20 protein-coding genes are annotated in these 25,965 nt (G+C 37.4%); 8 read left to right on the top strand and 12 right to left on the bottom strand.

The genetic code is table 11. The features are described from left to right. Positions 1-10 precede the first annotated feature (10 nt). From dnaA to A3217_RS00035, 8 genes are all read left to right on the top strand, one after another. Entirely contained in the window at positions 11-1,333 is a 1,323-nt protein-coding gene (dnaA, locus tag A3217_RS00005) for a chromosomal replication initiator protein DnaA (RefSeq protein ID WP_066389625.1), read from the top strand. A 259-nt stretch (positions 1,334-1,592) separates the two neighbouring features. Further along, on the top strand, positions 1,593-2,663 hold the full coding sequence (gene dnaN / locus A3217_RS00010) for a DNA polymerase III subunit beta (RefSeq protein ID WP_066386488.1): 1,071 nt from the start codon (positions 1,593-1,595) through the stop codon (positions 2,661-2,663). Between the two features lie 72 nt (positions 2,664-2,735). Continuing rightward, entirely contained in the window at positions 2,736-5,060 is a 2,325-nt protein-coding gene (gene gyrB, locus A3217_RS00015) for a DNA topoisomerase (ATP-hydrolyzing) subunit B (RefSeq protein WP_066386491.1), read from the top strand. Between the two features lie 6 nt (positions 5,061-5,066). After that, the gene (gene polA / locus A3217_RS00020) at positions 5,067-7,781 is read left to right on the top strand and encodes a DNA polymerase I (RefSeq protein WP_066386492.1); all 2,715 of its coding nucleotides are present in this window, start codon (positions 5,067-5,069) and stop codon (positions 7,779-7,781) included. A gap of 92 nt (positions 7,782-7,873) precedes the next feature. Beyond that, entirely contained in the window at positions 7,874-9,817 is a 1,944-nt protein-coding gene (rpoD, locus tag A3217_RS00025; RefSeq protein WP_082807815.1) for an RNA polymerase sigma factor RpoD, read from the top strand. 64 nt (positions 9,818-9,881) lie between these two features. After that, positions 9,882-10,517: a type II restriction enzyme gene (locus A3217_RS00030; RefSeq protein ID WP_231860241.1), complete on the top strand. Its 636-nt coding sequence runs from the start codon at positions 9,882-9,884 to the stop codon at positions 10,515-10,517. Between the two features lie 20 nt (positions 10,518-10,537). Continuing rightward, positions 10,538-10,654, top strand: coding sequence for a hypothetical protein (locus A3217_RS09635; protein ID WP_417935350.1), 117 nt, complete (start codon positions 10,538-10,540; stop codon positions 10,652-10,654). A gap of 2 nt (positions 10,655-10,656) precedes the next feature. Next, positions 10,657-11,460, top strand: a complete 804-nt coding sequence (locus A3217_RS00035; RefSeq protein ID WP_231860242.1) for a DNA-methyltransferase — start codon at positions 10,657-10,659, stop codon at positions 11,458-11,460. A 45-nt stretch (positions 11,461-11,505) separates the two neighbouring features. Here the strand turns inward: A3217_RS00035 and A3217_RS09240 are convergent, their stop codons facing one another. From A3217_RS09240 to A3217_RS00090, 12 genes are all read right to left on the bottom strand, one after another. Beyond that, the gene (locus A3217_RS09240) at positions 11,506-15,867 is read right to left on the bottom strand and encodes an Eco57I restriction-modification methylase domain-containing protein (protein WP_066386494.1); all 4,362 of its coding nucleotides are present in this window, start codon (positions 15,865-15,867) and stop codon (positions 11,506-11,508) included. Positions 15,868-15,883: 16 nt separating this feature from the next. Then, positions 15,884-16,006: a hypothetical protein gene (locus A3217_RS09520; RefSeq protein WP_257722272.1), complete on the bottom strand. Its 123-nt coding sequence runs from the start codon at positions 16,004-16,006 to the stop codon at positions 15,884-15,886. Between the two features lie 12 nt (positions 16,007-16,018). Continuing rightward, on the bottom strand, positions 16,019-16,507 hold the full coding sequence (locus tag A3217_RS00045) for a restriction endonuclease (protein WP_066386496.1): 489 nt from the start codon (positions 16,505-16,507) through the stop codon (positions 16,019-16,021). A gap of 105 nt (positions 16,508-16,612) precedes the next feature. After that, the gene (locus A3217_RS00050) at positions 16,613-16,852 is read right to left on the bottom strand and encodes a DUF2443 family protein (RefSeq protein ID WP_066386498.1); all 240 of its coding nucleotides are present in this window, start codon (positions 16,850-16,852) and stop codon (positions 16,613-16,615) included. Between the two features lie 57 nt (positions 16,853-16,909). After that, on the bottom strand, positions 16,910-17,875 hold the full coding sequence (locus A3217_RS00055; protein ID WP_066386501.1) for a KpsF/GutQ family sugar-phosphate isomerase: 966 nt from the start codon (positions 17,873-17,875) through the stop codon (positions 16,910-16,912). A gap of 60 nt (positions 17,876-17,935) precedes the next feature. Then, the gene (locus tag A3217_RS00060; RefSeq protein WP_066386505.1) at positions 17,936-18,988 is read right to left on the bottom strand and encodes a 7-cyano-7-deazaguanine synthase; all 1,053 of its coding nucleotides are present in this window, start codon (positions 18,986-18,988) and stop codon (positions 17,936-17,938) included. After that, a complete protein-coding gene (gene dnaG / locus A3217_RS00065; RefSeq protein ID WP_066386508.1) occupies positions 18,963-20,660 on the bottom strand; it encodes a DNA primase in 1,698 nt (565 codons plus the stop codon). Before dnaG ends, A3217_RS00060 begins: the two co-directional genes overlap by 26 nt. Before the next feature lie 17 nt (positions 20,661-20,677). Then, positions 20,678-22,018 (bottom strand): outer membrane family protein, encoded by a 1,341-nt coding sequence (locus A3217_RS00070; protein WP_066386509.1) that lies wholly within the window; start codon positions 22,016-22,018, stop codon positions 20,678-20,680. Positions 22,019-22,093: 75 nt separating this feature from the next. Continuing rightward, on the bottom strand, positions 22,094-23,218 hold the full coding sequence (gene flhB, locus A3217_RS00075; RefSeq protein ID WP_066386511.1) for a flagellar biosynthesis protein FlhB: 1,125 nt from the start codon (positions 23,216-23,218) through the stop codon (positions 22,094-22,096). A 23-nt stretch (positions 23,219-23,241) separates the two neighbouring features. Then, positions 23,242-23,967 (bottom strand): plasminogen-binding N-terminal domain-containing protein, encoded by a 726-nt coding sequence (locus A3217_RS00080; protein ID WP_066386513.1) that lies wholly within the window; start codon positions 23,965-23,967, stop codon positions 23,242-23,244. A gap of 24 nt (positions 23,968-23,991) precedes the next feature. Beyond that, on the bottom strand, positions 23,992-24,699 hold the full coding sequence (locus tag A3217_RS00085; RefSeq protein ID WP_066386515.1) for an NUDIX hydrolase: 708 nt from the start codon (positions 24,697-24,699) through the stop codon (positions 23,992-23,994). Positions 24,700-24,734: 35 nt separating this feature from the next. After that, positions 24,735-25,931, bottom strand: a complete 1,197-nt coding sequence (locus A3217_RS00090) for a peptidoglycan DD-metalloendopeptidase family protein (RefSeq protein ID WP_066386517.1) — start codon at positions 25,929-25,931, stop codon at positions 24,735-24,737. Positions 25,932-25,965 lie beyond the last annotated feature (34 nt).

The following is a 25,965-nucleotide window of genomic DNA, read 5'->3' on the forward strand; positions in this document are numbered from 1 at the left end:
AGGAGAAAAAATGTATATTATTGAGGTTTTAAATCAGCTAAAAACAGAGATTTCAGAATATGAGTTTAAAAGCTATTTTGAACCCTTAAAATACGATGAAAACTCCAACAGAATGGACTTAATCGAGCTTTATGCACCAAATATTTTTATCGCAAGCTGGATAGAGACAAACTATATTGAAAAGCTCAAGCTTTGTGCGGAAAAAATCACAGGGATTCGGGCAGAAATTCACATACTTTTAAAAGAATCCCAACAAAATGTGAAAAGTTTAAAAAACAATAAAACACCACAAAGACAATCAAATGCTGTGATAAATTATAATGAAAGTGAAACTTTTGAAAATTTTGTGATGGGAAACTCAAATCAAAATGCTCTGCTTATTGCCAAAACTATTTGCGAGCATCAAGCAAGCTATAATCCTGTGCTAATTTATGGGCAAACAGGCGTTGGAAAAACGCATTTGCTCAATGCCATTACAAATTTTGTAGTGAAAAAAAATAAAGTTGTGATTTATGTCACAGCCGAGCAGTTTTTAAATGATTTTAATCTACGCAAAACGCAACGTTCAATGGATTTATTCCGCAAAACTTACAGGACTTGTGATTATTTACTTATTGATGATGTGCAGTTTTTTGGTGGAAAAGAATATGTGTGTGAGGAGTTTTTCCACACCTTTAATGAAGTCAAACAAAATAATGGGCAAATCGTGCTTACAAGCGATCAGCCACCAAGGAAAATCCGCGGATTAGAAGAACGCTTACGCACACGCTTTGAATCTGGCGCTATCGTGCAGATTGAAAATGCTGGACTTGATACTAAAATCCAAATCATTAAAACAAAATGCGAGATGAACTCTGTAATACTAGATTCTGAAACGATAAACTATATAGCCACAAAGATTGATAATATCCGCCAAATTGTGGGGATTTTGCATAATATTAATTTGCAATCAAACCTCAATCCAAACAGCTCAAAACTTGATATTGCAAAAAGCCTTGTAAAATCCTACCAAAAAGAAACGCAAGAAAATATCACCATTGATAAGGTTATAAATGTGGTGGCAAGGGAACTTAATGTCAAGCCAAGCGAAATCACTTCAAAAGAAAAAAGCCAGCGTGTGGCATATGCAAGACGCATTGTTATTTATATCGCGCATACACTTACGCTCAATTCTATGCCTGTACTTGCAAATAAACTCAATATGAAAGATCACAGCTCCATAAGCAAAGCACTTAAAAATATCAAAGAAAAAATTAAAGTCGATGAAAACCTTAAAAACATCGTTGAAGAAATCAAAAATAAAGTAAAAAATGACAATATTTCCGAAGTTTAAAGCAACTCACAAACAAAATAAGCTATAATGCCCGCCACATCTTTTTAAAGCATTTAATATAGAGAATCTTGAAACTAAAAAAGTGCAAGTAGGATTTAGAGAGAAGTGAATAAATGTGAAAAAAGCTCAACATTTATGTAAAAATTTTAGAAGCTAAAAACGCCTAAAATACGAAAAAGAGAGCAAGATTTCACATTTTCACTAAGCCTACTACTACTACTACTAAAGATTCTATAAATAAACCACACAAGGAGTCGCAATGAAACTTAGCGTTGAAAAAACTGCGTTTGAAAATATCATCGCAAATTGCCAAAATTTCTTAGAAAAAAGAGATATGTCCCAAATCACTGCACATATTTATTTTGAATGCTTTGCAAATAATACGCTCACTATCAAAGCCACAGATTATGAAATCGCTTTACAAGCGCAGATTCAAGCAAAAGTCGAACAAGAAGGCAAAGCAACAGCAAACGGAAGAGATGTTTTACGCTTTATTCAGAATCTCAAAGACGAGGAAATCACATTAGAAGCAAAAGATGATACACTCCTTATCAAACAAGGACGCTCAAAGCTTGATTTGCCAATGTATAATGTCGAAGAATTCCCAAGTTTGCCAGAATATGAAGCAAACCAAAAACTGCATATTGAATCTTTTAAATTCTTAGATTCTATGGATAAAATTAATTCTGCAGTGGATACAAATAACCCAAAATACGAACTTAATGGCGCTTTGATTGATATTAAAGAATATTCTTTCAACTTTGTGGCGACAGATACAAGACGTCTAGCAATTGTAAAATATGAAAGTCAAGGCATTAATACCTTAACACTTATTATTTCTAAGCGCTCAATTAATGAGATTTTAAAACTTACAAAAAAAGAAACAGAGCTTGAAATTTTTTACAATCAAACGCATATCATCACCAAATGTGAGCAATTTACTTTCTTTGGTAAGGTTATTAGTGGAAAATATCCAGATTATGAAAAAATCATTCCAAAAGAGTTCAAAAACACCATCGAACTTCCAAAAGATGCTTTCTTAGAAGCTGTGAATGTCGTCAAATCACTTTCTGATAAAATCAAAATTAATCTCCAACCAAATGAAATTCTCTTTGAATCTCTGAGTGATAAAAATCACAAAGCTTCTACGCAAATGGAATTTAACACAGGTGTTGAAGAATTTATTTTCGGGATAGATTCTAGATATTTGATTGATTTTATCAAGCAAACTGATAGTGCGAAATTTACCCTTGCACTCAATGAAACAAATATGCCAATAACACTCATTGATAATAATTTTAATACCATCATTATGCCAATTATTCTTTAAAACTCATACTTTGGGGACAATCCCCACAATTTTAAAGATTCTAAAGCTTTGAAAACTAACTAAAGGAAGCATATGCAAGATTTACCAAAAGAATATAAAGGAAGTAATATCAAGGTCCTAAAAGGACTTGAAGCTGTGCGCAAACGTCCGGGAATGTATATTGGTGATACGAATATAGGCGGGTTACACCATATGGTTTATGAAGTGGTGGATAACTCTATCGATGAAGCGATGGCAGGTTATTGCACGCATATTCGTGTAACTTTGACAGAATCTGGAAGTGCGATTATTGAAGATAATGGACGCGGAATCCCAGTAGATATGCACCCAACGGAAAATATGCCAGCAGCAACGGTTGTTTTAACCGTTTTGCACGCAGGTGGGAAATTTGACCAAGATTCTTATAAAGTTTCGGGTGGCTTGCATGGTGTGGGCGTATCAGTGGTAAATGCACTTTCAAGTAAGCTTATTATGACGATTAAAAAAGATGGCAATATTTACCGCCAAGAGTTTGCAAAGGGAATCCCACAAACTGATTTAGAAATTATCGGACAGACAAATGAGCGTGGAACAACGATAGAATTTTTTCCAGATTCTGAAATTATGGAAGTATTAGAGTTTAATAAAGAGACACTTTCACGTCGGTTTAAAGAGATTGCTTACCTTAATAAAAATGTCACAATTAGCTTTTATGATGAGCACTCTGCATTTGAGGAAATCTATCATTTTGAAGGTGGATTATTGCAATTTGTCCAAGATCTCAATCACAAGCCTTTTGTTTCACAAATCATCACTTTTGAAACTTTAGAACAAGATGTCGAGGTTGAAATCGCGCTAGCTTACAATGATGGTTATGATGAAAAAGTATTAAGCTTTGTAAATAATATTCGCACGCCAGAAGGTGGCACGCACGAAGCAGGATTCCGCGCGGGGCTTAGTAGAGCGATTATGGCATATATTGATGCCAACGCCAATGCGCGCGAGAAAGATTCCAAAATCACAGGCGATGATGTGCGTGAGGGCTTAGTGGCGATTGTTTCTACAAAAGTCATCGAACCACAATTTGAAGGACAAACAAAAGGCAAGCTTGGAAGTTCTTTTGTTAAGCCAATTGTGCAAAAGCTCACTTATGAGAAGATTTCAAAATTCTTTGAAGAGAATCCAAATGATGCAAAAGCCATAATGCAAAAAGCCATAATGGCGGCACGTGGGCGTGAAGCAGCCAAAAAAGCGCGGGATTTGACGCGTAAAAAAGAGAACTTTTCTGTCGGGACATTGCCGGGAAAATTAGCCGATTGTCAAAGTAAAGATCCGACAGAATCTGAAATTTATCTAGTAGAAGGAGATTCTGCAGGGGGTAGTGCAAAGCAAGGACGCGATAGAGGTTATCAAGCGATTTTGCCACTGCGTGGGAAGATTCTTAATGTGGAAAAATCGCGTCTTGATAAGATTCTAAAAAGTGATGAAATTAAAAATATGATTACAGCCTTTGGGTGTGGGATTGGTGAGGAATTTAACCTAGAAAAATTGCGCTATCATAAAATCATCATTATGACAGATGCTGATGTTGATGGAAGTCATATACAAACGCTTTTGATGACATTTTTTTACCGCTATTTAAAGCCGCTTATTGAAAATGGGCATATTTATATCGCGCAACCGCCACTTTACCGCTTTAAAAAGGGTAAAAAAGAGATTTATCTCAAAGATGAAAAGGCGTTAAGCGAATATCTCATTGAAAATGGCATTAGTAACTTTAGCTTTGAAGGTGTAGGAAATGCCGAACTTTTAGAGATTCTTAAATTTATCTCGCATTATCGCTTTATCTTAAAAGAACTTGAAAAGCGCCATTCTATGATAGAGGTTGTGAAATATCTTATTGAGAATCCGCATTTGCAAACTGATGATTATCAAAAACTCTACAAAGATATAGAGGAGTTTTTGCAAACAAAGCAATACAATATTCTTAATAAAGTCATTGCACAAGATTTTCTTAAACTCTATGTGCAAACGCGCACAGGCTTAGTAGAGCTAGAAGTCAATGAAAACTTATGGTGTGATAGTTTGTATGAAGAAGCGCGCTTTATTTATGAAAAAATCAAGCAAAGGGATTTAGAATTTTTAAAAGATAAGGATATGATTACCTTGCTTGAAGAGATAGAATCTAGCGCAAAAAAAGATGCCTATATTCAACGTTATAAAGGTTTGGGCGAAATGAATCCTGAGCAACTATGGGAAACAACTATGACACCGACTAATCGCACGCTTTTACGCGTAAGTTTAGAAGATGATATAAAGGCTGATGAAATTTTTACACTTTTTATGGGAGATGAGGTTGAGCCTAGAAGGGCTTATATCCAAAACCATGCAAAAGATGTCAAGCACCTTGATGTATAGCATTTTATGAAAACTATCACCATCATCGATACTTTTGGCTTTTTTTTTCGTTCATTTTTTGCCCTACCTCCGCTAAAAAATAAAAAAGGCTTTCCTACGGGTTTGCTTTTAGGATTTTGTAATTTGCTTAATTCCCTTTATAAATCTGGGCGGTGTGATTATATTATTTTTGCTCTTGAAGGAGGAGGGGTAAATCGTCGCAAAATTCTATATCCTCGCTATAAGCAGAACCGCCAACCAACACCACAAGATTTGCTTTTACAGCTACCAATTGCAATTAAGTGGATTGAGCAAATGAGCTTTTTAAATATTAGCATTGAAGGCTATGAGGCTGATGATATTATCGCTTGCGTTGCACAAAAAGCACACACAAAAGATTTAGATGTGTGTATTATCAGCCATGATAAGGATCTTTATCAACTCATAGATTCCCGCACCTACATTTATGATCCAATCAAAAAAATAGAGATTAGGGAAAATGAGTGCGAGGAAAAGTTTGGCGTGTTACCGAGTGAATTTATCGATTATCAAAGTTTGGTGGGCGATAGTAGCGATAATGTCGTGGGTGTGAAAGGTATAGGCTCAAAAAGCGCGTGCAAGCTTATCAAACATTTTGGCAGTATTGAATCTATGTATGCGCGCAGTGATGAGATTGGAAAGGTGCTAACACCGCGTTTGACTAAGATTATTTTAGATTCTAAAGAAGATGCATTTTTGTCAAAACAACTTGTCACACTTGTTAAAGATATTGATATAAATGTGGATTTTAGCGCGTGTGCGATGCCAAAGGAGAATCCACTTTTAAGGATTGTTGATGAATTGCACAAATATGATTTTAATGGCATTTTGACAAAGATACAAGGTCCAAAGTTTCATTATTTCACACCCAAAAAATCCCTTGATAAAGCGTTAAAAGAAACTGAAGAATTACGAAAAAACTTTGTGTATGAATGGGAAGTAGTGAGCTCACAAGAGCGACTTTTTACTTTGCTAGATTCTCTACAAGAGGGTCAATTACTAGGCTTTGATACAGAATCTGACGGATTAGATACAAAAGAAGCGCATATCGTCGGCTTTAGCTTTTGTATGGATTCCCAAAAAGGCTATTATGTGCCAATTGGACATACTTATTTGAGCGTTGGTCCTCAAATATCAAGAAAAGTGGCAAAAGAGGCGATTCAAAAAATATTCACTCATACCATTATCGGGCATAATCTTAAATTTGATATTTCACTCATTTGGCAAAATTTTAGGATTAAGCCAAAAGGTGAGATTATCGATACAATGGTGCTTGCGTGGCTTTTTGATAGTGCAAAGCCTGTGGGACTTGATAAGCAAATGTTGCAGTGGTTTGATTACAAAATGCTAAGTTTTGATGAAGTGGTGGATAAGAAGCAAACTTTTGCAGATATTGATTTAGAAATCGCGGGAAAATATGCCGCAGAAGATGCTGTGGCGACATTTTGTTTGTATGAAAAATTAGAATCTGAATGTAAAAGAAGAGGCTTGATAAGTATTTTAGAGCTTGCAAGGAAGCTAGAATTTCCATTTATAAATGTTTTGATGCAAATGGAGATGGAGGGCATTAAAATTGACACTTTGCTTTTTGAAGAGCTTAATATGGGCTTGACAAAGATTCTTAGCAACCTTACTTATAAGATTTATGACTATGTGGGAGAAAATTTCAATATCAATTCCCCCCAACAACTTTCAAACATTCTTTTCAATAAGCTTGGCTTGCAAAGCGGGCGCAGTGTGAAAGGAGGCTTAAGCACAGATGAGCAAACGCTCAATAATATTGTGGATTCTCACCCTGTGATTTCTTGCCTGCTTGAATATAGAGAAATGAATAAGCTTAAAAATACTTATGTAGAGCCACTGTTAAAATATGCCAAACAAAATAGCGAACATAAGATTTATACTTCGTTTTTACAAACTGGCACGGTGACGGGAAGACTAAGCTCAAAAGCACCAAATCTACAAAATATCCCTGTAAGAAGTGAATATGGGCGCAAGGTGCGTGAGGGCTTCATCGCGCAGGAAAATTGCAAGCTTATAAGCGTTGATTATTCTCAGATAGAATTGCGACTTTTGGCGCATTTTAGCGAAGATTCTCATCTTTTGGAGGCTTTTAAGGCGGATAAGGATATTCATTATGAAACCGCACTAAGGCTTTTTGGAGAATCTCAAGCCCAGCAAAAGCGATTCATTGCAAAAAGTATAAATTTCGGGCTTATCTATGGTATGGGTGCTAAGAAGCTCGCCCAGACGCTAAAAATCCAATTTAAAGAGGCACGGGCGTATATTGATAGCTATTTTGAGCTTTTTCCAACGGTGAAAGATTATCTTTCAAAACAAAAAGAATTTTTACTAGAAAATGGCTATACACAAACACTTTTAGGACGCAAGCGGTATTTTGATTTTCAAGGCGCTACGGAATTTATGAAGGCAAATTATTTGCGTGAGGGGATAAATTGTATTTTTCAGGGAAGTGCGGCGGATTTGATTAAACTTTGTATGTATAAAATTTACAAAAAATATCAGCATAGCGAACTTAAAATGTTGCTTCAAGTACATGATGAGCTGATTTTCCAAGCACCAAAAGAAAAAGCACAGAATTTTATTCCAGAGATAGAATCTTTAATGAATTCCATCTATACGCTCAAAGTTCCGTTGAAATGCTCTGTAAGCATAGGGGATAATTGGGCGGATTTGAAGTAAAATATTTTGGAGTTTTTTTTGGCAGATTCTCTAAAAATTTTTAAAAAACTCGCCGATTCTTAGGACTAAAAACTTTTTGAAAGGATACGACAATGGCAAAGCAAAATGATATTTTTACTGATGAAGAATTAGAAATTGATTTAAATGACGAAAGCAAAAGCGCGGATAAACAAAATAAAAAGACAAAAGAGGCTATGCAAAGCTTAGAATCTTTTTTCAAAGAAGAGGAGAGTAGCTATATCACTTATGAAAAAATCGCGCAGATTCTCACCAAAGCCCCAACAAGTGTGCAGGTAAAAAAAATCCGTGATATGGCAAAAAAATACAAAAAAGAATTGCTTTCTTCCTCTGAGGCGGCAAAAAAACTTAATATCGAGGACAAAATCAAATCCCAAGAAGAGCGCAAAAAGATTTTAGATGAGGAGTTGGAGGAGGAGTTTGACTTCACCAAAGAGCGCGAGTTGTTAGAATGGAGCAGAAGCGATAGCCCGGTGAGAATGTATTTGCGCGAGATGGGACAGATTCCACTTTTGACAAAGGAAGAGGAAATTGATTTGTCAAAAAAAATCGAGCTAGGCGAAAGCACGATTTTAGATGCGATTTGCTCTGTGCCATATTTGATTGATTTTATTTATGATTATAAAGATGCGCTGATTAATAGAGAACGTCGTGTCAAAGAGCTTTTCAAAAGTTTTGATGAAGAAGAAGATGAGGGCGAAGAGGAAAGTGATGAGACAGAAGAGATTGAAAATGATGAGGAAAATGTAGGAAAAAAAGTCATTAGTAAAAAAGATCAAAAGCGTATAGAAAAGGTACTTGAAAACTTCAAAGCGCTTGACAAAGCCAAAAAAGATTGGCTTAAAGTGCTAAATTCTGAGGAAGAAAATGCAAAGACTGATGAAGATGGGCTTGTGTATATTTTACTTTTGGCGCATAAAAAGCAGATTCTAAAAGATAGATTGCTTGATTTAGGACCGACAAGTAAGCTCATAAATGAGCTTGTAAAAGCAATGGAAAATACATTAAAAAGTGGCAATGGCTTTGAAAAAGAACTCAAACGTCTTGAATATAAACTTCCATTATTTAACGAAACATTGATACAAAATCACCAAAAGATTCTCGCAAATATTACAAATATGAGTCGTGATGAAATCGCTGCAAGCGTGCCAGAAACGACAATGGTAAGCGTGTATGTGGAATTAAAGAAGCTCTTTCAAACAAAAGAAGCAAGTGAGGGGGGTTTTAACCTAGAGCCTGAAAAATTGAAAGAAATTTTAGAACAAATAAAACGTGGAAAAAATATCTCTGATACAGCAAAGGCAAAAATGGCAAAGTCAAATTTGCGCCTTGTGGTGAGTATCGCAAAGCGCTATACAAATCGTGGATTGCCGTTTTTGGACTTGATACAAGAGGGAAATATTGGGCTTATGAAAGCAGTTGATAAGTTTGAATACAAAAAAGGCTTTAAATTTTCAACTTATGCTACTTGGTGGATTAGGCAGGCGATCTCACGTGCGATAGCCGATCAAGCGCGCACGATACGCATTCCGATACATATGATTGAAACGATTAATAGAATCCACAAAATTATGCGTAAATACATACAAGAAAATGGTAAAGAGCCAGATGTGGAATTTATCGCCGAGGAAGTGGGTTTGCCGGTGGATAAGGTAAAAAATGTCATTAAAATCACCAAAGAGCCTATAAGCCTTGAAGCACCTATCGGCAATGACGATGATGGGAAATTTGGGGATTTTGTGGAGGATAAAAGCTTGATGGGACCGATGGATTTTATACTCAAAGAGGATTTAAAAGTGCAAATTGATGAGGTGCTAGAGCAGCTTAATGATAGAGAAAAGGCGGTTATCCGAATGCGCTTTGGACTGCTTGATGATGAGAGCGACCGCACATTAGAAGAAATTGGCAAAGAACTCAATGTAACGCGTGAGCGTGTGCGCCAGATAGAATCCAGCGCGATTAAAAAGCTTAAACACCCAAAAGTCGGCAGAAAGCTTAAAAATTATATTGAGGAGTAGGCTTAAAAAAAGTTAAGTGGAATCTAAAGTGCTAGAAGAAAGGAGAAAGGGTTAAAATAAAAAAATGGCAAATAAAAAACATTTGGTTTTAGAATCTCTGTGGCAACATTGTCAAAAGGAAAATAATTTTATTTTTCACAATGATTTAGTGAAAGAAATATGTAAAAAACACAACTTTGGCAATCCTTTTGATGTAACAAAATTAGATTCTATTGAAAAATTACCCCGCATATTCCAAGCAAATGATATATGTGTTTTACATTTAGGCAAGGGGTATCATCAATTTATTAAGGGCATAAACAAGCTTTATCATTGCTTTGAATCCTTGCAAGATTCCAAAAAATGGCAGTATAAAAAGAGTTTGCTTAATGAATATAATGATAGTGAAAGCAATATTTTAAGCGTGGCAAATAATCAAAGGATTTTGCACCATTTTTTGTTTGGAGCAGATTTAGAATTTGAGAATCTAAGTATAGAAAACCGCCCTAAAACCTATTTTCCACACCGCACAAAAACAACTTTACATTATTATTTTGATACCCAAGAAATCATTGCACAAAACCAACAAATCGAAATTGATTTAACCCTTGAATATCAAGGTGTTATAGGAATCTTTGAAGCAAAAAACGGAACACCAAAAAATTTTAATATTTATCAAATTTATCACCCTTTTATCTCTATTATTACAATTCTGGTTTAGATTTTAAGCAAATTATTTGTGTGTATTTAGTCCGCAATGAAGATAGCCTCAAGCTTTGGGCTTATACTTTTGAAAAACCTTTGCATTTAGATTCTATAAAATTTCTCAAATCGTGTGAATATGTTTTAGTGAGGTAAAAATGATTGAGCTTAACACACTTTATAATGATGATGTTTTAAAAGTCCTAAAGTCTCTGCCTGATTCTAGCCTAGATATGATTTATGGTGATCCTGATTATAATGTAGGTATTAACTATAATGGCTCGAAATACACGCAAAAATGGGAAGATTATATCGCTTGGTATTGTGAGTTGGCACAAGAATCTATGCGGGTTTTAAAGCCTAGTGGAAATCTTTTTATGATGAATTATCCTAAGCAAAATGCGTATTTGCGCGTGAAATGTTTGGATTCTATCAGCTATGATGTGCAAGATTATGTATGGGTGTATAATACAAATGTAGGGCATAGTAAAAGGCGACTTACAACTGCACACAGAAGTATTTTGCACGCAACAAAAAGCAAAGAAAATCATTTCTATAAAGACAATATTGCCCTGCCCTATCAAAATCCAACAGATAAAAGAATCTTGCAAAGACTAGCAGATGGGCATAAGGGCAGAATGCCTTATTCGTGGTTTTATTTTGATTTAGTAAAAAATGTAAGCAAAGATAAAACTTTCCATTCTTGTCAAATCCCCTTAAAACTTGTAGAAATGCTTATCTTATCTTGCACTAATGAGGGAGATTCTGTGTTTATTTTATTTGGTGGAAGTGGTGGAGAGATTATGCTATGTGAAAACCTTAAACGACAATGGCTAAGCTGTGAATTACATAAACCTTATTATGAAATGATACTTGATAGATTAGCAAATCAAGGAAAAATCAAGGAAAAATTCAAGCTACCAAGCTTTCAAAAACACACGCAAGATAATGCGCTTTTTTGAAAATCTATGAAAATTATAAGCTTGGAATGTAATGCTATGAAACTGCTACTCCCACAAACTTTTTAGCAACGCAATAAATTCTGGTTGCTTAGTTTGCAAAACTTTAAAAGATTCTAATAGATAGCAAAACTCCTCTTTGTCTAATCCATACAGCTTAGCAATGGCAATATCTTGCTTTGCCCTTAGTTGTGCATAGGCTTTATCCGTTTTTGGAATCTCATTTTGCGCAATATTAAATTCTTCTTGCAATTCTTTAAAATGCCCTGCTTTATCATTATAAAGCTGCAAGATTAAGGCGTTTTTAGCGATAGAGAGATAAGTTGCATTTTCTAAAATTTCCTTATCACTTGGTTGAGGGAGGGGGATTCTAAGTATATAAGTTTTATCCACACTAATTTGTATCATTCCTCTTGCGATAAAATCCACCACCAAAGAATTAAAAATCCCAAGCGCAAAGCATAGGCGCAAATGACTGATTGTTTTATACGTGATTCTTGGGATTTTTGGTCGTTGAGGAGAAGCCAAAACATCTCTTTTGCGGGATTCTTCGCCTGTCGGCTCAGAATGACAAGGGGGGATGCAATCTTCTAACGCATAAGTTTTTGGTATAGAGCCATACATTGTATGTCCAAAACCTATGTTTTTTTGGTAAAGTGAGAAAATCAATGTGCGCTCATCGGTATCCCTTGCAATCGCACGGAATCCTAAGCGGTAAAATTCTCTATCGTATTTAATAAAGGAATCTTCTAAAGCCTTTTTGTCGTATTGAGGCTTTGACAAAGCCGAAATACCTCTTTTAGAATCTTTATGAGATTCTTCAGTCGCTTTGCTTCCTTCAGAATGACAAGGGGGAATGTCAGAATAAGAAGCAAGCATAGATTCTAAAAGCTTCCCATATTCTTTAGAATCTATTCCCAAATCTTGCTTTAAGCGGTAAATCTCCTTGCTCCTTAGTCGCCTATCAAAGTCCGCAATATTTAAAAAATATTGCGGATTAGTAAATTCTGCGTCAAATTGATGTATCATCTTGCCCTCATAAAGTGGCAACAATCCATTGCGGTAAGATTCTATAAATAAATCTTTATCTTGCGTCATATGTAATTCATTACGAAAATCAAGCCATTCTAGGTTAAGCGGGCTAAAGGCAGCATAGCATTTGCGCAAGATTTCTAAATCCTTTTTGCCTCGCACTTCTTGGAGGGCAAGTTGGTGTGGGCTTAGAGTTTTGATGTCTTGGAGGGTAAGCGGGATAATGTTTGATTTATCGTAAATTTCCTCAATGTTTGTTTTATAAAACATTGTTTGAATCGCGTGTGGTTTGTCATATTGAGCATTTGGAAAATGCGAAATATCTCTATTGGAAACCGCTTTGTCATGTTGAGCGTTAGCGAAACTCTTAGAATCTGCATTATGGGATTCTGCGCCTGTCGGCTCAGAATGACAAGAGGAAAGTTCGGGACGACAAGAGGAGTGTTCAGAATGATAAGGCTTCGCATTGATAATCTGCATTAAAGCAAATTTATAGCGAAAATCTACATCTCTAAATATCCCCTTTCTGTTTTCAAAACTATAAAAATACACTAAGCTTTTATTTTCCAAAATCTCTTTGCGTAAAATTTTGCTTCCCTTTTCAAGCATTAAAGCACTAGGAAGCACATAATTTAGACTTGCATTTGGAGCTAAAAGATTGAGATTGCGCTCTACAAAAAAGCGAAACAAGTTGCCATCGCCACTACCACGATTGAGTGGAAAATGCGCTTTGTAGTAGTCATTTTGCACACTTACGAAGGCTTTTGTCTCTTCATATTCTTTTGTAATATAACTTTTAGCCAAGAGATTCTCTTGCACTTCCTTTTTTTCACTATTACTTAAAGTGCGGTAGTTGCTAATAAATTGCGGGAAAAAGTCGCTATCGCTAAACTTTGTCTTATCCCAAGGGGGATTGCCCACAATAGCTTGGAATCCTATAAGGCAAATATCGTGTGTTGTGCTTCTCTGTTTGTTGTGTTGAGATTCTGCTTTGTCATGTTGAGCGTTAGCGAAACTCTTAGAATCTGCATTGCGGGATTCTTCGCCTGTTGGCTCAGAATGACAAGAAAAGCTTCCTGTAATCTCTGGAAACTCTATTTCGTAGTTAAAAAAGCCAAATTCTTTAGCGTAAGCGTGAATTACTTCCCTTAAGTTCTCATACTCTTTTGCTTCGCTTAAGTTTTCTATATTATCACTTTGTGTAAGTGCATTGAAAGCTTTAGCTTCTTTGGCATTCATAAAGTCTCTAGCATTTAGCATATTTAAGAAGAGATTGAGCTTTTCTAATGTGGGAGCAATCTCCTCTTTATAAAGCCTTTTACTCTCTTTAATCTGCGCTTCTGTGGTGTCTTTGATAGAATCTAGCTTCACAAACACTTCGCTTAAAATTTGGAATTCATCTAAAAATCTAGAAATAAAGAGATTGCCACCTTTGGCTTTTTGCAAGGCATTGAAATACTGCGTAAATTCTCTTATACTCGTGCCAATAAGGGCATTTCCGCATTTGATATGATGCTCTAAAAAGCTTAGAGGTGTGCCAAAAATAAAGCTATCAATCCACAAAGAAAGTTTAGTAAGTTCTATGCTAAAGGGGTTTAAATCCACTCCAAAAATTACGCGCTTCAATAAAAGTCGCTTTAAAATATCACTTTCATCGGCTTCATAGCCTTTGATAAAGGCGCAAATATTATTTTGTATCGTTTGCTTTTCTTGTTCGTAGATTTTTTTAAGAGCTGGAAAAGAATCAAAATCACTTTGCACAATTTGCGTGATTTGGTTTAAGGCTTCTACTAGGAAATGTCCGCTTCCACAGGCATTATCCAAAATCTTAAAATGCAAGATATTAGAATCATCTAGCCTATCTTTTAGGGCGGATTGGACGAGAAATTTGGTGATGGATTCTGGTGTGTAAAAACTCGCAGTGCTTTTGCGTGAATTACTCGTGTTTTTTAGATAGATTTGTCCCTTTTTGTAAGTGGCTTCGCGGTGGATTGTGGAATCTTTCTTAATTTTTGCATAATCATAGCTATCAAAATAGCCCTCAATAGAATCTAGTTTGCCCTTGCCCTTTTTGGGTGCATACACAAGGTAGAAAACCTCCTCTTCTGCCACTGCAAAAAAGTAAGAGAGTAGCCCCTCATAAATCGTGCCAAGATGTGCCACACTCAAGGTGCGATAATCACGTCTAAAGAGTGTATTTTGCGTATCTGTGCCTTGATAATTAAATAGAGAATCTAAAATATGAATCAAAGTCTTATCGTTAAAGATTTTGGGTGTTTTAAGTAACGGTGCGTTTGCCTCATCAAAAAGTCCGCCATTAAAGATTGGCATATCTAAGTTTGGATTGCCCTTATTGTAGATTCTAAAAATCCTCTCTAGCTCATCAATGCCAACAAAGCTTTCATTTTCCTCGCTTTCTTTTTCCTCTTGCTTTAGACGAGAAAGCAGAGAGTAGAGACTAATTTTTTTCTTAAAACTTGAATGGCTTTGAAGAACAGAATCAAATTTATCCTCAAAATAAGCGATAAAAAGGAGGCGAAAGATAAAATAAAGTGAGGATTGATAAATGTCTTTTAGCTTAGCATTTTGATTTTTGGCATAAATGCAAGAGCCAATTTCCTCAAACAAAGAATCTTTGCCATTAATCCCATAAATGAGTGATTGCAAGTCATCTTCTATATTGATTTTGGCTTGATTGTTTTTGTTAAGAATGTCTGTGATTGTAGTTTGAGATTGCGTATCGCTTGTCTTTTGCGCGAAGTTGTTTGCTTGAAAAATATAGTAAAAATAGTTAAAGCCCTCCGCGTCATTAGATTCTATAATACTTTCTAGGTTGATTTCATAAAAGACTTTTTGAGCGCTTAGCTTGGAGTTATCATAAAACCGCCATACGCGACCATTAGTAAGGAATCCAAAATCCTTTTTTAGATTGCTAAGGTAACGGAGAAGCTGGAAATGCGGATTTTCCTTTATTTTTTTATTATCCACTTCTACATTATAAGCTTTAGATTCTAAAATCACTGAAATTTGTGCATTACTTGCTTGTCGCTCATCTTTTGGGATATTTTGATAAGCTTTTTTAGAATCCAAATTGCTAAAAAGCAAAAAATCTGGTTTTTCTAGTTTGCCTTGAATGATTTTCTCATCTTGACGGACAAACTCCCACCCTAAAATCTCTAGCACTTTGGTAATAAAAGTATCTTCAAATTGATGTTCGTTTTGCTTTTCAAAGAGGGCTTTATTATAGAGAGATTGTATAGATTTTAGGGCATTTTGTGCTTGTGCTTGATTTTTTGTAAAATCATAAATCTTAGGGAAATCTACTTCCAAAGTATAAGTTGTAAAAAGGTTATTGTTTAGAAAAGGGTAGTTTTGCATTGTTGCTCACTTTGATTTATTGTCTTTGCTTAAGCAAGTTGCTAAAGCCACTTTTAGCGGTATTTCCTTGATGAAAATCTTTGATTTTCACGCCCAAATAACAATCCTCTAACTTTGAAATGCTTTTTTTGTAGTCCATATTTCGCCTTTTTTAGCCCTGAAAAGGGATTATTTTGTATTCTAGGTTGTTGTTTTCTATAAATTTTTTCACTCCATAGTCCATATTTTCACAGCTTGTTACAAACACGCGATGGATATTTCTTTTCGCAATTTTTGGATTTTGCTCTATGTATGCGGTGCAATCGCCTAAAAAGATTCTCAAATGCTCTTGTTTTATTTGTGAATTTTCCCAATTTTTACACTGAATCAAAATCGCCTCTTTATTTTTGTAGGCAATCAAATCAATCCCCTCATCTTTCCGCCCTTCATTAATGCCCTTAAAATAGACTTTATAACCCTGACTTTGATAATATTTGCCAATCTGCAATTCGTATTTATCGCCTTTTTGTTTGTTGTATATTTTGTATTTTTGTGAAATATTATTGAATCGTTTATAATCCCTATAAACATGGCTTTTTCGCCTTTTAAAGAAAAATGTAAATATTACAAATATAAAGGCAAATGCAAATATTATCTCCATAAATATCTCCCAAAACACAAGACAAAAGCTTTATTGAGAATCTAAACTAAAAGCACTTTGTATATAAATCCAACTTAAAGCCAAAGAGCGTGCGAATAAATCATATCAAAACACCAACATTTCCCTTTTTAGCTTATTGAGTGCATCGATTTCTTTTTTGAGCTTCTCCACTTCCACATCAATTTGACCAAGTAATGTGAAAGTCAATGTTTCTGGCATATCCTGCGAGCCACGTTTAATCATAATGTAATCAAGCATCGAAATTTTTGCCATAGCTAAAAGAATGTTAATATCATCGCGTATATCCTCGATATTGCGGAAAATTATATCAATGCGTTCAAACATACCCCCTCCTTAATCCCTTGCTTAAAGCCCCTTGCGTGAGCTATGATTTTATAGAATCTACGATTTAATCCCAGCAGAAATCAGCGTATGCAAGTGTATAACACCTTGTATTTTGTCTTGCTTATCTGTGATGACAAGTATTTGTATCTTGTTTTCCTCGATAAATTTTAGCGCATCAAAAGCAAGCATATCGGCATCCTTGCAGGTTTTTGGGTTTTTGGTTGCGTATTTTAACACATTCTCTTCTAGGTTAAAATCCTCCTTCAGCAGCGCACGGCGCAAGTCTCCATCGCTTAGCACCGCCACAAGTTTGCCATTTTTTGTAATAAGCGCATTTCCTAGCCTTGCTTGCGTCATTACCACAATAGATTCCTTAAGCGGTGTGTCCCATTCAATAATGGGCAGATTCTGTGTTTGCATCAAATCTCTAATTTTCACAAACAGCCTTTTACCCAAACTCCCGCCCGGGTGGAATGACGCGAAGTCGTCGTGCTTAAAATCCCTATAATACATAAGGCACACAGCCAGCACATCGCCAAGTGCGAGCGTTAGCGTTGTAGAGCTTGTAGGCGCGGTATTGAGTGGGCAGGCTTCTTTTTCTACAAAAATATTAAGAAAAAAATCCCCCATTTTTGAAAGTGAGGAGTTTTTGTCCTTGCTCATTGTGATAATCAGATTCCCAAAGCGCTTGATATGCGGGATTACATCGAGCAATTCTTGGCTTTCCCCGCTATAACTTATGGCTAAAATCACATCATCTTTTTGAATCATTCCTAAATCCCCGTGCATCGCCTCTGTGGGGTGCAAAAACGCGCTAGGCGTGCCCGTGCTAGAGAGTGTAGCAGAGATTTTCGCGCCGATATGTCCGCTTTTCCCCACACCTATGACAATGAGCTTACCCTTAGCATTTGCAATAAGCCTTACAATCTTTTCAAGTTCGTTAGAATCCAGTCTTTTAATAGAATCTAAAAGCGCGCCAGATTCTGTCTCTAGCACTCCTTTGGCAATTTTTAAAAAATCCATAAACCCTCTCCTTGTTGAAATCTTTTTAAATTCTAAAAGCCCTTTTCAATCTCGCAAAATCTAAGATTTCAGTAGCAAATATTGTGCGCTTTTTTCCTTTTCAAGTGCTTGCGTGGTGAATATCTCATCACCAATTTGCACATTATATTCCTGCCCTTGTTGTGTTTTGGCATAGCCTAGCACAATGCGTGCGCTCAAAAGCCTGTCCTCTTTTGATGCGTTTTTTTCTATCAATCCCACTGGTCCGATAGAATCTAAAAGCGTGATTTTTTCCATCAGCGGATTTGGCGCGCTTAGCTTTTGATTTTCCTCTTCATTCCTTCCAACCACACAGCGTGCGCCATTTTCTAGCACGAGGTAGCGCCCCACTTTTATCATCTCAATATCTTCAAATATCATCGTGCGGTGCGCAGACAAGTCTTTAATCTTTTGTGCGATAGAATCTTGCGTGAGCAAGCACCCACCGCCGGGCTTTTCAAAATATTTGAATCCATAAGATTCTATCATTTGTAGCTGTCTAGTTCTGCCGCGTCCGCTTATATCAAGGAGCTTGTCTCTATCCACCCAGCCCATTTTTTCTGCAAAGCTAGGCTCTAGTAGCTTTGCGCTCATCGGGCGTAAAAGAAGCTCATCAAGCGTTTTTGGCTTATTCTCGTCGCTTCCATCGCGACTTAGGATTTTGTCAAATTTAGAATCTTTGCCAATTTCGCGCACAAGCTTTCTTACTTCATCAAGTGCTTGCTTGCGTTGAGATTTTGGACGCTGTCCTAGCACCTCACCACTGATGACAAAGTCTGCGTCACACTCTAGCAGATAAGCAAATGCGTTGCCAAACATATTTGCGTGGCAGTCAATGCAGGGGTTGAAATACTTGCCATAGCCATATTTTGGCTTGAAAAGCACAGAGTTGAAAAACTGCTCGCGTATGTCAATGACTTTGAGTTCTACGGGGATTTGTGCGGTGGCATTTTTGAAATATTCCATTTTGTCCTTGTTTCCGCCAAAACCGATATTAAAATGTAGCGCGATGACCTCGATGCCTTGATCTTTAAGAAGTTTCATAGCGATGAGGCTATCACAACCCCCGCTAAAAAGTGCTAAAGCTTTTTTCATAGCTTATAAGTTCTCCTTTGTGAAGTTGTGAAATTTTTTGCTTGATTGTAGCAAGAGATTCTAATTTTTGCTTAGAATCTAGTCTAAGATTTGGCACAGCGCGCAAATCTCGCTTATAAGCTTGCGTGATAAGAATGCGTAAATGCGCTTTAAACTCTTCAAGTGTTTCTAGGCTTTTGATGTTTTCATTTAGCCAAATCGCGCGCAGATTCTCATTTTCTTGCGCGTTTTGACCGCTTAGGAGAAGTTCAAATTCTTTTTTGTAGTGTATAAACGCATCGCTATCAATGTATTCAAGCGCGATATCAAGCCAATCTCTATGCTCTAAAAGCGTGTAGATAAGCGCACTTTCAGCAATGTCGTTTTGTGTTGGCGCATAAATTTGTGTTTGTGCGCTTTGGTTTGTGCGGTGAATCTTGATAAGATTTGGTGTGATTTTGAGTTGTTGAGCGAGGAAATCAACATATTCTGCCTGCAAAAGTGGCGTGAGCGTTTTAAGAAAAGCTTGAGATTCTAAGAGAGCTTTTTGCTTGGAGAGCGGATTAGTTAAATCAAAGGTCGCGATGATTTGTGTTAGCACAAACTCGATGAAGGGAATTGGCTTTGAAAAAAGGCGCTCGAGCTCCTCTATCCCATTGGGATTTTGTCCATTTTGATTATTTTGTGCGCTACTTTGCACCATATCCGCCGGGTCTTTGCCTCCTTCAAAAATCACCACGCCACCAAGCGCGGATTTTGCACTTAGCATTTTACTCGCACGCAATGCTGCTGCAATACCTGCTTTATCGCCGTCATAGCTTAGGATAATCTCTGGATCGCCTTTTTGCAAAAGTGGTAAATGCTCGTTTGTCAAAGCCGTGCCAAGTGTCGCCACAGCGTTTTTAAAGCCTGCTTGATGCAACATAATCACATCGATATAGCCCTCGCACACGATGACTTTTTTTTTTCGGAATATGGAATCTTTGGCAAAATAGTAGCCATAGAGCAATTTTGATTTGTTGAAAATCTTGCTTTGTGGGGAATTGATATATTTTGCAGGATTGTTTAAATCTAGCGTGCGTCCGCCAAAGCCCACGACCTTGCCACTGCTTGAGTGTATGGGGAAAATGACGCGATCTCTAAAGCGCGCAAATTCCCTTGTATTGTCCCTTCCGATAATCCCAAACTCTAACGCTTCCTGTTTATCTTGCTTTGTATCATTGAGAAATTTTATCGTCTCAAAGCCCGCTGGCGCGTAGCCTAGCTGGAAAGATTCTATGTTTGCTTGAGAAATCCCGCGTGATTTTAGGTATTGCAGAATCTGCGCGTTATTTGCAAGCCGCTGCTGATAGAATCTCGTGGTGTTTTCTAACAAATTGCTTTGCTTTTTTTGCACTTTTGTGTCGTATTCAAGCGTGAAGTTAAGCATTTCTGCGATTTTTTCAACGCTTTGATGAAAGTTTAAATGCTCATACTCCATCACAAAAGAAATGCAATCTCCCCCAACACCGCAACCATAGCAATGGTAACTATTGCGCGCGGGGCTTACAATAAAGCTTGGTGTTTTTTCATTATGGAAAGGACAGCACGCACTAAAGTTACTTCCACTGCGCCTTAGCTCGATATAAGAACTAATAATTGTCACGATATCTGCTTGTTCTTTTAAGCGTTCAAGGCTTTGTTTTGTAATCATTATATTTTTATTTGCCTTTAGAGTTGCACTTGGAAATAGGCTTTAGCAAAGCTTTTGTTAAGTGTGTTTTCAGCCTCGTGTTTTTCAAGCATATATATGCCTATCGCGCCAATTTCTAGCTGCTCTGTGAAGTTATGCTTCACGCCCAAACTTAGTGCATTTTGAGTTTTTTGCGCACTCACGCTATTACGCGCGAGAATTTCAAATGAGGTATTGCGAATGTTATAATCCAAGAACGCATACCATGTGCGCGCTTTTGCCTCATACATATTTGTCGTGTGGCTTCCGTTATGCATACCGCCCGGCGCGATGACGCCAAAGCCATTATGCGCGTGATTATGTGCTTCAAAACGCATTGTTGTCCCCATATTTGCAATTTCAAAAAAATGCGTGCCAATTTGCTGGAATCCTGCGCCAAATTCTAGTTTGTTTTTGTAGGCAAAGGTTTGCTCCAGCCATACAAGATAAGTATCCCCGCGTGTGCCAATATTGTGTGTATGCCCTTCGTGACTATGAGAATGCTCGTGATGATGTGCTTCTTGCTTGAAAAGAGAATCTAAATAGGCATATTGCAACATAGTTTTTGCGTAAAAGCGCGAGCGCTTGCCAAATTCTAGCTCTGTCTTGCCTCCCAAAACGCTAAAAAATTCAGGCATTACATAGCCAAAGCCTTTTAAAGATGCGTGATAACTTGTAAGCCCTATTTCACCCATATAGAGATTCTGTCTATCATAAAGATCTCTATAAAAGTTAAAATCGCTTGAAAATTCCCTTGTGATATGTGCTTGCTCATTGACCCAAAGGGCGGAAACTTTAAGCAAGGTATCATCAAAAATATTTGCTTTTGCAAACGCGTGCGCGCCTTGCAAGGAATGCCCAACCCAATCAAATTCATCTTCAAAGCGTCCAAGTTTTAGCCCAACACTATGGCGTCCTGATTCGTTTTTGTAAGACAAATAGGCTTGATTTGCGACAAATTTTGCGCTGAGGTAGTCGTATTTTTCACCTCCAAAAGTTGTATCCATCTGAAATGGTGCAAACGCGTGCGCGCCAAGTCCTGCGTAGAGATTGGGAAACATAGTTGCTTCTAAAAACATTTTGGCATACAGCATTGAGTAATTATCGCGCCTTGCATTTTCTCTTTTCGAGCTAAGCGCGCTAGTTTTGCCAAAGATACCAACAGAGGCTTCAAAATCGTGCAAGCTTTGCGTACTATCATTGTGGTGGTGATGGTGGAAATGTTGGGAAATTTGAGAATCTAGTGCTGTTTGTGAGTGCAAGTTTTCCTCTTGTGCGAGTATATTTGCTGGGGCTAAAAATGCGGATATTGCAAGGCAAAGGGGTAGTTTATGAAACATTTTAACTCCTGTTTTGTCATTTTTTTGAAAGTAAGCTTAAGTGAGATTGTAACTGAAATATCCTTAATAAAAGAATCATTGCCTATTGGTTGCTTTTGCTCTTGCATTACGCAAGGTTTTTGCAAGCGTTTCTTTGCCTTGTAGAGAATCCAAATGCGCCACTTGTTGCAATAACCTAGAAACAGCAATAAAGAGGTCATCTGGGATATACATACCAACTTCTGTAAGCGCATAAAGTTGCCTTGCAAGGGGCGGATTCTCAATAATACGCACATTATGTTCGCGCGCGATGGCTTTGATGCGAATAGCTTGCTCATCGATGCCCTTTGCCACGATAAGCGGTGCTGCGCCTTTGTCTAATTCCTCATCGCTATATCGCACCGCCACAGCGTAGTGTGTGGGATTTGTGATGACAACTGATGCGTTTGGCACTTCTCGCATCATATTTGAGCGCGCGATTTTTTGCTGCATTTGGCGCACACGCGCTTTGATTTCTGGATTCCCCTCGTGGAGTTTGGTTTCATCTTTAAGCTCTTTAACGCTCATACGCAGGCTTTTTATATACTGATAACGCTTAATCATAAAGTCCGCCACCGCCATTACAAAAAATAAAATAAGGAGGATTCCAATCAAAATAAGTGCTTTTTCTCTAAACCACAAAACTTGCTGATACAAGCTCAGGCGCGATATTGTAGGTAGCTCACCAAAAAAACTAACAAACACCACAAAGCCCACGATAAACGCAACGCTAACCTTGAGCGTAATCATAAAGCCATCAAGGAGTTTTTTTAGGCTAAAGACATTTTTAATGCCGGTTATGGGATTGATCTTTGAGAGCTTTGGGCGCACAGCTTTTGGCGCGAGCAATAAGCCAAACTGCCCGACATTTGCCACTATGCCAATAATCATAAGCCCGATAAATACGGGTATAACCATCTTAAACACTTCAAGCAGCAGCTCTAAAAAAAGCTTTAAAAGTTCTTGTTTGTTAAATTCCTCAACTACAAAAAAGCTCGCAATATGGCGAAAAATGTTCTCACACCCGCCCACCCAAAAAGGAATCATAAAAAAAATAAGCGCCAAGCCACAAAGCATAACAAAAAAACCCACAAGCTCAACACTCTTGCTTACATTGCCTTCCTCGCGTGCTTTGGATATTTTGTGCTGGGAGGGGGCGAGGGTTTTTTCATCATCAGCCATAAGCTAGCCTTTGGGCGCAGAGATTAGTGCGCGTGTGTTTGTGTAAGCTTGTCGTAATAAGGGAAATAATCTTTTGAATCATTTGACTTAAAGCGCGAGCCTAGGCGCTTATTTGGCGCGGTAATGCGAGAGAAAAAAGGCGTTATTGCTTCTGTATGTAAAATGCTAGAATCTTGAAATTCTTGCGTGCCAAACACGGCGAAATTTTGACAATCAAAAACCTTTATACTTTGAGAATCTGCGATAAATAAAAGCCCTATGCTGTATTTAGGGCAGAATTTTTGAAATTCTTTTTTCTGCGGGTCGTTGGTGTTTTCTTGTTGTAAAAACGCGGCAAAAAGATCAATATGCATAAATTGGATGTTTGGATTACTTTTGATGATGTATTGATAAGTCTCTTGATTTGGCGCAATCGCGATAGCGCGATTATAAAAGCTTCTAAAAAGCACTTCATCTCCGACTTTTGGCTCATTAATTGGCGTTGGCAAAAATTTCTGCTTCAAAAGCTCAAATGGCTTGAATGTTGCTGTTGCCTTGCCATTGTTTATTTCTGTGATATGAGCTTGCGCGATGATGACTTCACTTGATTGATTTTTGGTGAGCACCACGCCACTTTCACCGACTTTCAAATCCCGCGCGGGAAAAGTGAGCGTGTCTTTTTCAATAGATTCTATATTTTCGCGCACAGCGTTAATGTCAAAAGCGTTCAATAATCCCAAACAGAGTGTAAAAAAAATAAAAGCTTTCATTGATGTATCCTTTAAATAATAAATTTATTTTTGCTTTGTGTGCTCCAAAAACCACAGAATCCCAAAGCCAAGTCCGGGTGTTTTGACAAAGCGAGAATCTTGCAAAAATGCCTTTAAATCTTCCCTTATGATTTCAAAGCACTCAATCACCTCTCCATCGATGCCGCCACCAGCACAAATCTTATCTTTTTGTCTAACACGCGCATAAAACAAATATTGCAACGCCCCACTTGAGCCAACGGCAGTGCGGAAAGTCGCCACTTCCATAAGTGCATCAGAATCTACCTTATACCCGCATTCTTCAAGCACCTCTTCAGCAGCGATTTGTTTTATGTTTTTGCCTTCTTTATCAACAAGTCCAGCACACAACTCATATATATAGCCTACGTTTTTTTTATCTGTATTTTCTTGCGAAGCTTGATTTTGCAGGGCTTCTTTTTCTTTATTTTCTTTTCTGCGTTCCTGCTCGCGTATAAACACCGCTGGGCGGAATTGTCGCACGACAATAAAGCTGTCATTATCTATATTATGTAAGATAATCGCCACGCTATCGTGGCTTTGGACAAAATCCCATATTTTTTTAAAGCCATTCTCGACATAGTGCATTCTTTTGGGTTTAATATAAGGAGAATCTACACAAGGTGCAAGCGTAATATCTGAAATCGTGCTTTGCTTCGCGCTTGCCAAAAGGGAGGCGAGATTGGTAGAAGTGGAATTATTGTTTGTATTCATAATGAGGAGATTCTATAATTATGATGATTTTTGTGCTAATTTTTTTGTGTTTCTTTTTCATCATTTGGGCTTAGGCGCACGATGAGCACTTGTTTTTGCTCTGTATCTGCTTGCGCGATAATGGTATCAAGCTCATCTTTATAAGTATTTGCAAGTGCCAAAAACTCTTCTTTTTCTTTGTTGGGTAGTTCTTTTACCTGTGTTTTGATATTGCCTAAAGGATTTATTGGACGATTATTTTTATACACGCCAAAATGCAAATGTGGTCCTGTGCTAAGCCCGGTAGAGCCGACTTTTGCGATGTATTGTCCTTTTTTGACACTTTTGCCAGCTTTCATTCCGGGTGCAAAGGAATCTAAATGCGCATAGATTGTTTTCAAACCATTTTCGTGGCGGATTTCTATCACATTACCATAGCCACCTTTTTTACCTACAAAGCTTATCACGCCATTTCCTGCTGATAGCACCGCGCTTCCTTTAGGTGCGGCGTAATCCACTCCATAATGCGGACGCACAAAGCCTAAAATCGGGTGTTTTCTCCCAAGTGAAAATCTCGAGCTAATGCGCGCGACTTTAATTGGTGTGTAAAGCAAAAACCCTTCAATCTCCTTGCCTTGTATATCATAGTAGCGTCTATCGTTGAAAGAAAAAAGATAATTTGGCTTTTTATTTGTTTCTATCATCGCAGCTTTTATGCGCGCATTGCCTAGCGGATTCCCAAGTCGGTATTTGCGCTCATACACAAGGGCTAATTTATCACCTTTCAACACATTGCGACTAAAATTCACGCTATTTTTATATGCGCTTAAAAACTCATTCACCAAGCCCCTATCATCTGTAAGCTCCATTAAGTCTTGGTAGGCAGATTTTTGGATTGAAAGCACGATTTGCTGCTTTGTTTCAAAATGCGCGATGGGTGTGAAGTCGATTTTATAGATTCCGTTGTGGCGTGAAATGTGGATTTGCATACCATCGCCTATGGGGATTAGTGCTTGCACGAGGTTGTTTTCAGAATCTACCGCAGTAAAGTAGCGCACACCGGCATAAATTTCGCTCATTAATTCCCTATCTTCCGGGCTTAAGTCATAATACGCACTTGTTGGGATATTGTATTTTTGGAAAAACCCAAAAAGTGTGTTGCCATTTTCCCATACAGCACTTTCTACCACCGCGCCAAAGGCACTTTGACTTAAAAATACTAGTAAAAAAACACCCTGCAAAATCTTTTTCATTGGTTTGTGCTACCTCATACTTGCAATTTTTTTG

The sequence above is a fragment of the Helicobacter himalayensis genome (assembly GCF_001602095.1).
In the GTDB taxonomy this organism is placed as follows: domain Bacteria; phylum Campylobacterota; class Campylobacteria; order Campylobacterales; family Helicobacteraceae; genus Helicobacter_F; species Helicobacter_F himalayensis.